Source organism: Fructilactobacillus sanfranciscensis, assembly GCF_029023685.1.
GTDB lineage: Bacteria > Bacillota > Bacilli > Lactobacillales > Lactobacillaceae > Fructilactobacillus > Fructilactobacillus sanfranciscensis.
Genome location: NZ_CP118925.1, coordinates 1066223 through 1080126 on the forward strand (window position 1 = coordinate 1066223; position 13904 = coordinate 1080126).

At 34.6% G+C, this 13904-nt stretch carries 12 protein-coding genes, 1 pseudogene and 1 other annotated feature; of the genes and pseudogenes, 3 read left to right on the forward strand and 10 right to left on the reverse strand.

Annotated elements, in window-relative coordinates; all coding sequences use genetic code 11:
* Position 1 precedes the first annotated feature (1 nt).
* The 9 genes and pseudogenes from argH to recX form a co-directional block, all read right to left on the reverse strand.
* Positions 2-1375, reverse strand: a complete 1374-nt coding sequence (gene argH / locus PY770_RS05520) for an argininosuccinate lyase (protein ID WP_103428925.1) — start codon at positions 1373-1375, stop codon at positions 2-4.
* Positions 1375-2585: pseudogene (locus PY770_RS05525) on the reverse strand (argininosuccinate synthase). Before PY770_RS05525 ends, argH begins: the two are co-directional and overlap by 1 nt.
* Before the next feature lies 1 nt (position 2586).
* Positions 2587-3330 carry an amino acid ABC transporter ATP-binding protein gene (locus tag PY770_RS05530; RefSeq protein ID WP_275045843.1) on the reverse strand — a complete coding sequence of 248 codons (744 nt, stop codon included), beginning with the start codon at positions 3328-3330 and terminating at the stop codon, positions 2587-2589.
* Positions 3323-4774, reverse strand: coding sequence for an ABC transporter substrate-binding protein/permease (locus PY770_RS05535; RefSeq protein WP_168880892.1), 1452 nt, complete (start codon positions 4772-4774; stop codon positions 3323-3325). The genes PY770_RS05530 and PY770_RS05535 overlap by 8 nt, the downstream gene beginning before the upstream one ends.
* 60 nt (positions 4775-4834) lie before the next feature.
* Positions 4835-5062: a binding site (T-box leader), on the reverse strand.
* Positions 5063-5218: 156 nt separating this feature from the next.
* Positions 5219-5761, reverse strand: a complete 543-nt coding sequence (locus PY770_RS05540) for a biotin transporter BioY (protein ID WP_225362135.1) — start codon at positions 5759-5761, stop codon at positions 5219-5221.
* A 162-nt stretch (positions 5762-5923) separates the two neighbouring features.
* A complete protein-coding gene (locus PY770_RS05545) occupies positions 5924-7345 on the reverse strand; it encodes a C69 family dipeptidase (RefSeq protein ID WP_139555065.1) in 1422 nt (473 codons plus the stop codon).
* Positions 7346-7368: 23 nt separating this feature from the next.
* On the reverse strand, positions 7369-8946 hold the full coding sequence (locus tag PY770_RS05550) for a peptide chain release factor 3 (protein WP_014082306.1): 1578 nt from the start codon (positions 8944-8946) through the stop codon (positions 7369-7371).
* Between the two features lie 67 nt (positions 8947-9013).
* Positions 9014-10141 carry an AI-2E family transporter gene (locus PY770_RS05555; RefSeq protein ID WP_103428922.1) on the reverse strand — a complete coding sequence of 376 codons (1128 nt, stop codon included), beginning with the start codon at positions 10139-10141 and terminating at the stop codon, positions 9014-9016.
* 1 nt (position 10142) lies between these two features.
* Positions 10143-10949 (reverse strand): recombination regulator RecX, encoded by an 807-nt coding sequence (gene recX / locus PY770_RS05560; protein WP_163601046.1) that lies wholly within the window; start codon positions 10947-10949, stop codon positions 10143-10145.
* Between the two features lie 78 nt (positions 10950-11027).
* Here recX and PY770_RS05565 point away from each other — a divergent pair, with 78 nt between their 5' ends.
* The gene (locus PY770_RS05565) at positions 11028-11474 is read left to right on the forward strand and encodes a flavodoxin (RefSeq protein ID WP_103423403.1); all 447 of its coding nucleotides are present in this window, start codon (positions 11028-11030) and stop codon (positions 11472-11474) included.
* 18 nt (positions 11475-11492) lie between these two features.
* Here PY770_RS05565 and PY770_RS05570 read toward each other — a convergent pair whose 3' ends face one another.
* Positions 11493-12356 (reverse strand): YihY/virulence factor BrkB family protein, encoded by an 864-nt coding sequence (locus PY770_RS05570; RefSeq protein WP_238331828.1) that lies wholly within the window; start codon positions 12354-12356, stop codon positions 11493-11495.
* Between the two features lie 144 nt (positions 12357-12500).
* On the opposite strand from PY770_RS05570, the gene PY770_RS05575 reads away from it, so the two are divergent.
* Both PY770_RS05575 and PY770_RS05580 read left to right on the forward strand, forming a co-directional pair.
* Positions 12501-13439: a glycosyltransferase family 2 protein gene (locus PY770_RS05575; protein ID WP_275045844.1), complete on the forward strand. Its 939-nt coding sequence runs from the start codon at positions 12501-12503 to the stop codon at positions 13437-13439.
* Positions 13439-13873 (forward strand): GtrA family protein, encoded by a 435-nt coding sequence (locus PY770_RS05580; protein WP_014082312.1) that lies wholly within the window; start codon positions 13439-13441, stop codon positions 13871-13873. Before PY770_RS05575 ends, PY770_RS05580 begins: the two co-directional genes overlap by 1 nt.
* Positions 13874-13904: the final 31 nt, after the last annotated feature.

The following is a 13904-nucleotide window of genomic DNA, read 5'->3' on the forward strand; positions in this document are numbered from 1 at the left end:
GTTAGATTATTTTTTTGGCATTTTCAATTTGGAGTTTAACTTGGTCAAACCCAGTTTCCCCAAATGAATTACGTCTTGCCACAGCAGTTTCTGATTGAAGTTCTGGATAAACATCAGCTTCAATCAATTCACTACCATTTTTTAATTCAGCCAATGGCATATCTTGTAAGTTTTGGTGCGTTTGAATACCATGTAAGACTAACTTACCAACCACAGCATGTGCTTGTCGAAAAGGTAACCCTTTCACTGCTAAATAATCGGCTAACTCAGTGGCATTAGAATAATCATTTTCCGTACTGGTTTTCATTTTTTGCTCGTTAACTTTCAAAGTTTTAATCATTCCGGTAAAGATTTTCAAAGCAGCCACAATTGTCTTTAAGGTATCAAAGACCCCTTCTTTATCTTCTTGTAAGTCTTTATTATAAGCTAACGGAATTCCCTTTAAAGTCGTCAACAATCCCATTAAGTTCCCATAAATTCGACCGGTCTTTTCTCTAATTAATTCGACCATATCTGGATTTTTCTTTTGCGGCATAATGGAACTTCCGGTGGTATATCCGTCACTTAATTCTAAATATTGGAATTCTTGACTCACCCACATACTAATTTCTTCAGAAAAACGAGATAAATGCATCATTAAAATTGAACTATTACTCAAAAATTCAATCGCAAAGTCCCGATCAGAAACAGCATCTAAAAAATTAGCATAAATTTGATTAAAGCCTAATTCTTGTGCAGTAAACTCCCGGTCAATGGGAAACGTGGTTCCGGCTAGGGCAGCTGCTCCTAATGGTGAAATATCAGTGTGCTTTAAATTAAATTCAAATCGTTCTTTGTCACGTTGCAACATTTGAAAATAGGCCATTAGATAATGTGCATACGAAATTGGTTGAGCATGTTGTAAATGCGTATAACCTGGCATAATCGTGGTCACGTTGGCTTCGACTAATTTTAGTAAGGCTTTTTGCAAATTCGTAATTTCTTTAATCACAACTGGAATTCGGTTTTTAACGTATAAATGAAAATCAGTGGCAACCTGATCATTTCTCGAACGAGCTGTGTGCAATTTTCCTGCAACCGGTCCAATTCGATCTGTTAAAATACTTTCGATGTTCATATGAACGTCTTCATTTTCGACGGAAAATTCAATTTTTCCCGCCGCTAAATCGGTTTGAATTGATTCTAGTCCCGCTACAATCTTCGCAACGTCATCTGCTGATAAAATTCCAGTTTTGCCTAACATTTTAACGTGCGCTAATGAACCTTCTAGGTCTTCCGCTGCCATCAATTGGTCAAAGTTAATTGAAGCTCCAAATTGATCGACTAAGGCATTAGTTTCTGTTTGAAACCGGCCGCCCCACAATTTGTCGCTCATTACGCTTCACCGCCCTTGTTTTTCATGGCAAATTGGTTTGCAACCTCAGTAGGAAGACCCCATAATTTAATGAATCCTTTCGCAGCTTCTTGATCAAATGAATCTGAAGATGTGTAAGTAGCTAAATCTTTATCGTATAAACTGTCGTTTGCTTTCCGACCTAAAATAATAATGTTTCCTTTAAATAATTCTAGTTTAATGATTCCATTCACCACTTTTTGTGATTGTTCGACAAAAGCTTTCAAAGAAGCCATTAAAGGTGAGAACCATAATCCGTTATAAATCACTTCACAAATTTCCTTATCAATTAAAGGTTTAAAGTGCGCTAAATCTCGTTCTAACACAATGTCTTCTAATTATTTATGAGCTTTAATTAAAACAGTAGCTGCAGGAGCTTCATATATTTCTCTTGATTTAATTCCCACTAACCGATTTTCGATGTGGTCAATTCTCCCAATGCCATTTTCGCCAGCAATTTTATCTAATTTTTCAATTAAAGCTGCAAAGGACATTACTTCACCATTTAATTTAACTGGAATTCCATTTTTAAATTCTAATTCAATTTCAGTTGGTTGATCTGGAGTTTCAGTAATTGCTTTGGTAAGCGCATAGGCATCTTCTGGTGCTGATACCCATGGATCTTCCAAGATTCCAGCTTCGTTTGCTCTACCCCAAATATTGGAGTCAATCGAATATGGTGAATCTAAATCGATGGGAATTTCAATGCCATGGTCTTTAGCGTAATCAATTTCTTCTTCTCTTGCCCAGTGCCAGTCCCGAACTGGACTAAGCACTTCAATATTAGGAGCTAACGCATAAATTGCCACTTCAAACCGAACTTGATCATTGCCTTTTCCAGTACAACCATGGGCAATAGCTGTTGCTCCTTTTTTTTAGCAACTTCCATTATTTTTTTCACAATTAAGGGTCTTGATAAAGCAGAAGATAATGGGTAAACGCCTTCGTACATAACGTTTGCTTGAAGTGCTAAGGAGAGATATTGATCAGCGTATTCTTCTTTACAATCTAACACGTAGGCAGCCACGGCTCCGGTTTTAAGCGCTTTATTTTTCACGTATTCGGGATCTTTGGCTTCCCCAACGTTAATACAACAAGCTACGACGTCGTAACCTTTATCCTTTAACCATGCAATTGCAACTGAAGTATCTAAACCACCTGAATAGGCTAAAACTACTTTTTGTTTTTCCATTTTAATCACCGATTATCTTTCCAATAAATTCTTTCGTTCTGTCTGCTTGTGGATTATCAAAAATTGCTTGTGGCGTATTTTTTTCTTGAATGTAGCCATCCGCCATAAACCAAACTTGGTCGGCGACTTTCTTTGCGAAGCCCATTTTGTGAGTTACCACTAACATCGTCATGTTTTCATCTGCTAGTTCTTTCATTACAGCTAGCACTTCCCCTACCATTTCAGGATCAAGGGCACTCGTCGGTTCATCAAAGAACATAACTTTGGGGTTCATCGCCAAAGCTCTGGCAATCGCTACTCTTTGTTTTTGTCCTCCAGATAAACTAGCAGGATATGCATTTGCCTTATCAGCTAATCCAACTCTCTTTAAATATTTCATTCCAATTTTTTCAGCTTCAGCATCATCTAAATGCTTAACTCTCATCGGAGCTAACTTTAGGTTTTCAATCACGGTCATGTTCGGGAATAAATTAAAACTTTGAAAAACCATTCCAATTTCTTCACCTAACTTGCTAAGTTCCTTTTCTGACATTTTAGCCAAATCTTCATCGTTAAAGAAAACTTCGCCATCTGTCGGTTTTTCTAATTGGTTAATGCATCTTAATAAGGTACTCTTTCCTGATCCAGAAGGACCGATGATGCAAATCACTTCACCTTCGTGCACCTCTCCGTTAATTCCTTTTAAAACATGGTTTTCCGCGTAACTTTTTTTCACGTTGTTTAATTCAATAATTGATTTAGTCATGATTCATCTTCCCTTCCAAATAATTTAATCCTCTAGTTAAGGTAAACGTAATTACAAAGTAAATTACCATTACCACGACAATTGGGGCAACTCCCCGATAAGTATCAGCTCTAACGACATTTAATTCGTAAACTAAGTCAGTCACTCCAATAATTGAAACAATTGAACTTTCCTTAATTACAGAAATAAATTCGTTTCCTAAGGCTGGCCAAATGTTCTTAAAGGCTTGTGGTAGGATTACAAATCTTAATGAATCACCGTTACTTAATCCCAAACTCTTAGTTGCTTCAGTCTGTCCTTTATCAACTGAGGCAATTCCCCCTCTGATAATTTCACAGACGTATGCTGCACTGTTTAACGTAACTGCAATGATTCCGGCAATTAGTGAAGGAATGTTGATGATTACTCCTAATCCAAAGTAGATTAACAAGACTTGAACCATCATTGGAGTTCCTCTAACAACTTCTACGTAACTGATTGCTGGCCAACTTAAAATTTTATACTTGCTAATTTTCATTAGTGCAAGGATTACACCTAAAATAATTCCACCAATTACAGCAAGAACTGAGATTAGTAAGGTATGAGTTAACCCATCGTAAAAGTATTTCCAGTAATGCAACATTGAAGTGTCCGTGGTATTAACTTTCATGTATTTACCGGCAGTTGCTAAATATTTAGGCATTAAATTTTCTTTGTTGATTTGATCAATTGATTGGTTAGCAGCATCTTTCAAAGAGTCGTTACCCTTTGCCATTCCAATTGCGGAACCAGTATCTTTTTTGTCAATTTTATAATCAGCTGGAATCATCTTTAAATCAGAATCATTATCTACATATGCTTGACCAACTGGTTTTTCAACTCCAACTGCTGCAACTTTATTAGTTTTCAAAGCTAAAATTAAGTCGGTGGCTTTGTCCATTCCAACGTTCTTAGAGTCTTTTAAATCTTTTTTAGCAAGTTGTTGTTGTAACGTTCCCGTTTGGGTTCCAACTTTTTGGCCTTTTAAAGCATTTTGGTTTTTAAATTTTTCGGCATCAGCTTTGTTAACCAAAAATTCTTGTCCACCATAGTAATAGATTTTGGAGAAATCAGCATTTTGTTGTCTTTCTGGTGTTGGATTAATTCCTCCGATGGCCATATCAGCTTTTCCAGTTTGGACTGCAACCAAAAGTGCTGCGAAATCCATGTTTTTAACTTCTAATTTAACACCCAGATCTTTGGCAATCTTTTTGGCGATTTCAATATCAATTCCTACATCCTCTGATTTACCATGTTTGTTAATTTGAAATTCAAAAGGAGGATAATCTGGTGAAGTAACAACTTTTAGTACTCCACGATCTTTAATACTCTGAACTGAACTATCAGCATGTACTGTTCCCGATAATCCAATTCCTCCTAAAAATAACCCAATACATAAAAATAAAGCTTTCAAAAATTTATTCATTTTCCCATCTCCTTTAATTAATAAAAATTTCCAACAAAAAAACGTCCTTTAGTCAATTGACTAAAGGACGCTTATGCGCGGTACCACCTTATTTATGCTATCAAAAAGATAACATCTCTCACAATCCAGCTTCGAATCGTTGGCTCTGTAATGGGAGCACCCAGTATGGTTTTGATCGCATACAACTTCTAGGTGACGTTCATTTAAAAGAGCTTATGATATTTCGCACCAACCAATATCTCACTGAATCACTCTTTTGGATTACTACTTCCTAGTTAACGTTTTGTTTTTAATTTGTAATTATCATAGCATGAAAAAATTAAAAAACAACCTTTTTTTACAAAACAATTCGTAATCTAGTCATTTGTGCTGTTTAGCATTAACCAAACGTTCTTATTTTGTCGAATAATCAACGTAATCAATCAAGTATTGTTAGTTTATACTTTAATTAGCTAGTTTAATAATGTGAGTTTGTTGTAATTTAGTGGCAATAAAAGCAACAATCACCGTTTTTATAATATCTCCGGGAAAAAACATCGTCGTTGAAATTATTGCTTTCAAAATTGGCATATGAATTATAAATGATAATCCAATTGCACCAATTAAATTCATGACTAACACTCCTCCAATTAAATTAGCAATTAAATACTTCCAAAAGTTTAATTTACCAACTTTTTCCAATAACCATCCAATCGAAAAAGCACTGATAGGCCAACTTAGTAAATATCCAGCAGTTGGTCCTAGGAAAATACTAAAACCACCTCTTCCGCCAATTAAAAGTGGCATACCAACAGCTACTAACAATAAAAAAATTAAAACACTGATGGTTCCTAATTTTTTGCCTAGTAATGACCCTGCTAACATAACGGCCATTGTTTGAAAGGAAATTGGAACTGGAATCACTGGAACTGCAATTGGTGGGACTAAACTAAAAGCTACGATAATTGCAATCATTACCCCACAATAAGTAATTTCTTTAATTTTCAAAATAATTTTCTCCTCTTAAGTTAATGATTTAATTATCTCGAAATTAAATCATTAAACCTAGACGAAAATTAAATAGGTCTATTAAGTTAAGCTTAGCGAGCTTACAAAATAATTAATCTGTAACTAAAAAAGTTGACCACTGAGTAGTCAACTTTTTAAATTCTATAAATTTTTATCCATATCATAAGTTAATTTTGAAAGCGTTAAGCCCTTACTCATTAATTCATTCATAAATTTATGCACACGCGTTTCCATTTCAGCAACCAAGCTTTGATTTTGTTTTTGCAAGAAAGCTGAAACTGATTCTGGCTTTAAATTTTGTGCTTGGTTAATAGTATTTTCAACGTGGGTTAAAAACATTTGATCATTATCCGTCTTAAAGTCACGATCTTGTTGAATGAAATGACTGTAATGTGATTCGACAATCATTGATAATTTCCGATACATCCAGTAAGCACTGGTGTCATCCATTTTCAATGGCGTCGTTTCATAAGTTGGATCAGTAGCATTCACATTCGCAAAGAAAGGAACATAAGGACTAAAGGCTGGTACCCCAAAGTTTAACCACATGATTGTTGAAATTTCTGGTTTAACATCATTTCTAATTTGTAAAACATGTGAATTTTGTGTCCGGTTCATCGCAATCGGACGGAATTTAGTCTTCAAGTCTTCAGGACCTTTGCCCAATGGATCATAGTCGGTTTCATTATAGTGAGAACCTAAAATAAATTCGACATCTGTAACTTTAATCTTCCGATTAGCCTTACAAATAAAAGGCATGTCTGCAGAAGTTGGTGATTGAACCATTTCTGGAGTCAAATAGCGTTGGCCATACCAAACTCGAGGAGTATTATAATGACGATCTTTTTCGTTACTAGTTCCAAAGATATGTCTAAAGTTAAATTCGTTTTCATCAGGATTTAAATGATATTTTTCCACAAATTCTTGGATTCCATCTGAATACATAAAATTATCAGCATCATCAAAATCAACATCTTGAATAGCAACTTGATTGGCAACCACGGCATAAGAATCATCTGGAATTCTTTGAGCAACCCAATGATGTCCAGTAACAATTTCCATGTACCAAACTTCATTATTATCGCTAAACATTACCCCATTACCTTCTGGTGAACCATATTCTTTAATTAATTGACCGAGATATTGTACTCCATCACGGGCAGAATTAATGTATGGTAATACCATTGATTGTAAGGAATCTTCGGCAAGGCCATTTGCTACCAAAGGATCATGAGCAAGTGTGCTCAAGTTACCATAAACACTTTCTGTAGCACTCATGGCAACGTGTTTTTGGTTAAAACCACTTTCGGCATAAACCCCTTCTTTAGCAACATCCGCATTTGGAGTTAACAACATCCGGTAACCATTTTTAGGCATTGGCGCCGTAAATCCATTTTGGTTTGATTTCCAAACCTTAGTTTCATTTTCATAAGCTGGCTGAACAATAAAGCGTTGTGGCGTTAATGGCAAAAAAGTATCGTCATTTCTAGCAATCATCGTTGAACCATCAATACTAGCGTTTTTTCCGACCATAACACTGGTACAAGCTGATAAATGTTTCATATTTAGCACTCCTATCGAAAATTTTATAGCTTAGCAGTTAATTTAACATCAGGATACTTACCTTTGAACCAACGTTCAGCAAATTGATTTTCAAATAAGAATAACGGATCATCATTCGTATCACGAACTAAAATATTCCGTGATGATGACATCTTTTCATCAAGTTGTTCTGGATCAATCCACCGGGCAATCTTAGATCCCATTGGTTCCATTAAAACGTCAGAATTGTATTCATTTTGCATTCTGAATTTGAAAACTTCAAATTGAAGTTGACCAACGGCTCCTAAAATATATTGACCCGTTGAATAAGTCGTATAGAGCTGAATGGCCCCTTCTTGAACTAATTGCTTAATCCCTTTATGGAATGATTTTTGTTTCATAACATTTTTCGCAGAAACCCGCATAAATAGTTCTGGAGTAAATTGAGGAAGTTTTTCAAAGGTAACTTCATCTTTCCCTGTATAAATCGTATCACCAATTTGGAAATTACCGGTATCATAAAGACCGATAATATCACCCGCAACAGCGGTCTTAACGTTTTCTCGAGTATTAGCCATAAACTCCGTCACGTTAGATAAACGAATATCACGCTTAGTTCGATCTAAAGTAACATCCATTCCCTTTTCAAATCGACCGGAACAAATTCTCACAAAGGCAATTCGATCACGATGATGTGGATTCATGTTCGCTTGAATCTTAAACACAAATCCAGAGAATTTTTCATCAATTGGTTGAATTTCTTTATCCTGTAAGGTTTGATGTTGACCAGGAGCTGGTGCCATTTCAAGGTATGCATCTAGAAAAGTCTGGACTCCAAAATTAGCTAGCGCTGAACCAAAGAAAACTGGAGTTTGATCACCATTAGCAATTTTATCTGGATCAAATTCATTTCCAGCCTCAGAAATTAAATCCATTTCCTCTTTGGCATCATCATAAATACTATCGCCTTCTAGTTGATTATCGCCCTTGATATTTCCTTCATCATCAAGTGGTAAAAAATGTCGACCTTCCACACCTGGTTCAAATAGTTCAACCCGATGATTATGTCGATCATAAAGACCCTTTAAAATTCGACCAGAACCAATTGGCCAATTCATTGGATACGCTTCAATTCCAAGGACATCCTCTAATTGACTAACTAATTCCATTGGTTCACGGCCATCACGATCTAACTTATTCATAAAAGTAAAAATTGGAATTCCCCGCATTTTACAAATTTGGAAAAGCTTTTTCGTTTGTGGCTCAATCCCTTTTGCGGCATCGATGACCATGACCGCTGAATCAACAGCCATCAAAGTCCGATAAGTATCTTCTGAGAAATCCTCATGTCCTGGAGTATCCAAAATGTTAATTCGTTTACCCTCGTAATCAAATTGCATCACAGAACTTGTAACGGAAATTCCACGTTTTTGTTCAATTTCCATCCAATCAGACTTAGCGAAATTACCACTTTTACGAGCTTTAACTGTTCCAGCTTCTCGCACAATTCCCCCAAATAAAAGTAATTGTTCCGTAATGGTAGTTTTCCCAGCATCAGGATGGGAAATAATCGCAAACGTACGTCGTTTACTTACATCTTCGTTTAATTTTTTGTCACTCATTTAAATCCTCCTAATGGGTTTTGGTGAAAATTAAGGCAAAAAATCCGGATCAATCCGGATTGATTTACTAATTAATTTCTGACTTTTGATCATGTTGAACAAGCCAGATACTGTAGATATATTCGATAATTACTTTCAAAATGGCATAGATTGGAATCGCTAAAATCATTCCAATTAATCCAGCAATGTGGCCTGCAGCAAGTAAAATAATGATAATTGTAAGTGGATGAATATTTAAAGATTTTCCAATTACATTTGGATATACAAAGTTACCATCAATCTGTTGGACAACTATTACTACAATTATAGTCCAAAAGGCCTGTTCTGGGCTAACGATGATAGCCACTAATAAAGCAGGAATAATTCCAATGTAAGGACCAACGTAAGGAACTAAATTACAAAATCCGGCAAAAACACCCAATAATAAAGCATACCGCTGTCCAATTAACAAATAACCAATGGAAGTGAATGTTCCAACGAATAGACATTCAATTACTTGACCACCGATGTAATGAGAAAGTGTTTTGTTCATCTTTTTCAATAATGTTTCTGACTGGCGGCGATGTGATTCTGATAAAGCAGGAAATAATTTTTCTACACTTGGCAAAAATTTATCCCCATCTTTAAGCATGTAGAATAAAATAATGGGAGCTGTAATCAAGGTAATGATAACGTTTGTTGCTATTGAAATAATATTACCAGCACTATTACTAATGTTGCTGAGCATCACTTTTAAGTATGAAGCATAAGATTTCTGCATTTTAGAAACAATTGGATCCCAATCAATATTTTTTAGCCAACCGTGTCTAGTCATTTTAGTCAATGATTCTTCTTGATGAGCGGCAAATTTAGGCATGTTATTTGCTAAATTAGCTACTTGAGAAATCAAGTGTGGAATTAACGATGCAATTAAATAGACAATGATTAAAATCAAGGCAACGAAAATAATGGTTGTTCCCCAAGTTCGATTAATTCGCTTAGTTTTAGTGATTTTGACTTTCATTAATATTTCCAAAATTGGATTTAACATATAATATAAAAATCCCGCAATTAATAATGGTGCAAAAATTGTCGAAATGAAAATTCCAATTGGTGAAAAAATAAAACTAACTTTGGTACATAAAAACACAATTCCAACTACCAAGAGTAGTTCAAATGTCCAAAATACTAACTTTGTTTCTTTAAGATTTTTCAAATTAATTCCTCTCTACTTCGTCGACAAAATCATCAATCGCATCAAAATCAAAGCCCTTTCGATATAATGATTGTTTTAACTTTTGTCTTCTTTGATATGGTTCTTCTGCACGGTATTTTTTCCAAAGTTTCATTCCGGCTTGTTTTAACAATTGACTTTGTTCATCTTCATCAATTTCAGCATCGATTTGACTGATTGCTTGATCAATTACGTCAAAGCCAAAGCCCTTTCTCATCAATGCTAACTTTGCTTTCTCAATTCTTTTATTATATGGGTATCGATTCTGATGGTCAAATAGCTTCTGAGCCAAAACAGTAGCATTCTCTCGTACCGTTGTCTCAGGATAAAATTCATCTAAAGCATTTGTTATTAATACTTCTGCAATTCCCTTTTGTTTGAGATATCTGATTCCAGCTTGTGGTCCCTTTGCTTGTCCATCAGCAATTTGTCGAACATAGCTATTGGCATAGTTTTCGTCATCAAGTAGTTTAATTTGCTTTAACTTTTCAATGGTAGATTCAATTGCTTCTTCATTTTCTGATAATGTCTGTAACTTAGTTCTTACTTCATATTCGGTCCGCTGACGATAAGAAATGAAATCAACTGCCTTACCATATAACTTTGAAACGCTATCAGCAGCTTTAATTTGTTCAACTAAAACGCTAGTTAACTCGGTTCCTTTAAAAATCGCAAATTTAATTAAAACTTCTTCGCCAATTGGAAAAGCATACTCATCATTTAAATAAATATTGTAGCGTCCCGGTCGTTTCTGGGATTCAACCTTGGTTACCTTGTAAGTCTTACTCATTAAATTTACCTCTCTAAATTCACAATTAGTCTAACTTCTGCTATACTTACTTGATAAATAAGCAAAGGAAGTCCGAAAATGAAAGCACACGTCGTATACGCAACTATTACTGGTAACAATGAAGATATTGCTGATATTGTAACTGAAGGATTAGAAGATCTTGGGATGGATGTTGAAGAAACCGAAATTTCTCAAACTGAAGCCGAAGAACTTACTGATACTGATTTAATTGTTATTTGTCCTTATACTTACGATGAAGGTAACCTTCCTGAAGAAGGAATGGACTTTTTTGAAGATCTTGGGGATTTGGACTTAACGGGAAAAGTTTTTGGTGTTGCTGGTTCTGGGGATGTCTTTTATGAAGAATTCTATAATTTAGCAGTTGATAAATTTGCCAAAAAACTTTTAGCAACTGGTGCTACTCAAGGTGCAGAAAACGTTAAAATTAACCTTGACCCCGATGAAAATGACATTAAAACGCTTGACCAATTTTCTCAAAAACTGTTTGATGCAGTAAATAAATAAGACCCTGAGTGGTCTTTTTTATTTACCTTTTTTTGTGAACTGCTTAATAAAATAATCATGGACACTGGCATTAATAACTGAGCCAATCAACAAAACCATGCCCGTTAAATAAAGCCAAATCATAACAACAATAAAGGTTCCTAAAGTCTTATAAGCCGAAATGTTACGGAAAAATTCACCAATAATTTGCGAAAATAGTTGTGACAAAATTGATAATCCTAACAACGCAAATAATGTCCCTCCAAGGGTGTATTTCCACTTTGTTTTGAGACTCGGAACAAAGAAGTAAATCATACTCAAGATAATGACCAATAAGATAACGATGAATGGTATTCGAAAAGCCTCTACCAAGTGCAAAACTTCAGATGGCATATTAATCATTTTGTTAAGCAAGTCAATGAGTGCTTGTCCAAAACCAAGTAAAATCATCAATACAAATAAGAAAACGACTAGCAATAGCATCCATAAAAAGGAAATCACCCGATTCATAAAAGCGCTTTGATCAAGCACTCCGTAACTTCGATTTACTGCTCTTTGAAAAGCTGCCATCGCACTACTTGCTGACCAAATGGTGATTATTAATCCAACTGATAAATTACTTCCGCTGTGTCCTGAACTAAATGCTGACTCCACAATTGGTTGCAGCATCTTGTAAATTGAACTTGGCATCAACAGTTTCATTGAGTCAATCACACGTGTTGGATTAGCATTTGCTAACCTAATTACTCCCCCAATTGAGATTAAAATGGGAAATAAAGATAGCAAAGAATAGTAAGCAAATACAATGGCAGAATCTGAAACGTTACCCATTGAAAAATGCTTTACCAATATTTTAGTAAAAGGAATGATTTTATTTTTAAAAATTTTTGTCTTTTTCTTCAATTTTAGTAATCCTTAAGCTTTATTTAATTCAATTATAACAGATTGAATTCTAGTTACTATTCAATCTAAATAATGATAAAATTAGGGTTAGTTTACTAGCTTTAAAAGTTGAAAATATTTTTTCAACTATAAGGAGGATTCAATTTGGAAACTATTAGTTTAGTTGTCCCTTGTTATAACGAACAGGAATCAATTACTTTATTTTATGATACCGTCGAAAAAGTTTTTGCGGGAATGAATAAAGATTCAAAAAAGTACGTTCCTGATTATATTTTCATCAACGATGGATCATCAGATAATACTTTAAAAATTTTAAACGAATTGCATAATCAACATCCTGAAACAGTCCACTTTATTTCTTTTTCTCGTAATTTTGGAAAAGAATCTGCCATTACTGCTGGATTAAGATCAGCTAATGGAGATTACATTGCTTTAATGGATGTCGATCTTCAAGATCCGCCTGAATTATTACCGAAAATGTTAAAAATTATTACAACTGAAGACTACGATTGCGTTGGTTGTATTCAAACTAGTCGAAAACAAAACCCAATTCGGGCGTTCTTATCATCCACTTTTTATCATGTAATTGATCGTTTATCAGATGTTAAAATCAAACCAAACGTACGTGATTATCGTTTAATGACACGTCAATATGTTGATGCCGTAAATGATTTAACTGAATATAATCGCTTTTCTAAAGGAATTTTCAGTTGGGTAGGTTTTAACACGAAGTACATTAAATACGCCGGACGTGAAAGAGCAGCTGGGGAAACCCACTGGTCAATGATTCAATTACTTGAATATTCAATTGAGGGAATTATTGATTTTTCTGATACTCCTTTAAAAGTAGCAACTTGGGTCGGTGGATTATCTTGTTTCTTTGCTGTTTTAGGTATCATTTTTACTGTAATTAGAACAATTTGTTTTGGTGGCTCAGTTGCTGGCTGGCCTTCACTAGTTTCTATCATGTTATTAATTGGTGGAATTCAGCTTTTCTGTTTAGGAATTTTAGGTAAATACATTGGTAAAATATACCTAGAAACTAAGCACCGCCCCCAATACATCATTAAGGAGCAAAAATAATGAAGTCCTTAATTGAATTGTATCAAAAGCACCGTGATTTAATTCCTTATGCTTTTTGGGGTGTTGCAACAACCGTCGTCAATATGGTTATTTTTACCATATTGACGCAATTTACTAACATTAATTATTCAATCACTTATGGAATTGCGTGGTTTATCTCAGTCCTCTTCGCTTTCTATACTAATAAATACTATGTTTTTCATACTAAACATTATTCGGCAAAAGAATTCTGGTATCAAATTACAACATTTTTTACTGGAAGATTAGTAACTGGAATTCTCGGTTTGGGTATTTTAATTTTTGGTGTCAGTATCTTAGGATTTAATAACAAATTAGGAAAAAACATCTGGAATATCATTCAAAATATTGTAGTGGTAATTTTAAATTATTTTTGGGCAATTTTCATTTCATTTAAAGAAAAAGAAGCAAAATAAAAAAAGTTCCGTTGAAATTAAATTTCTGATA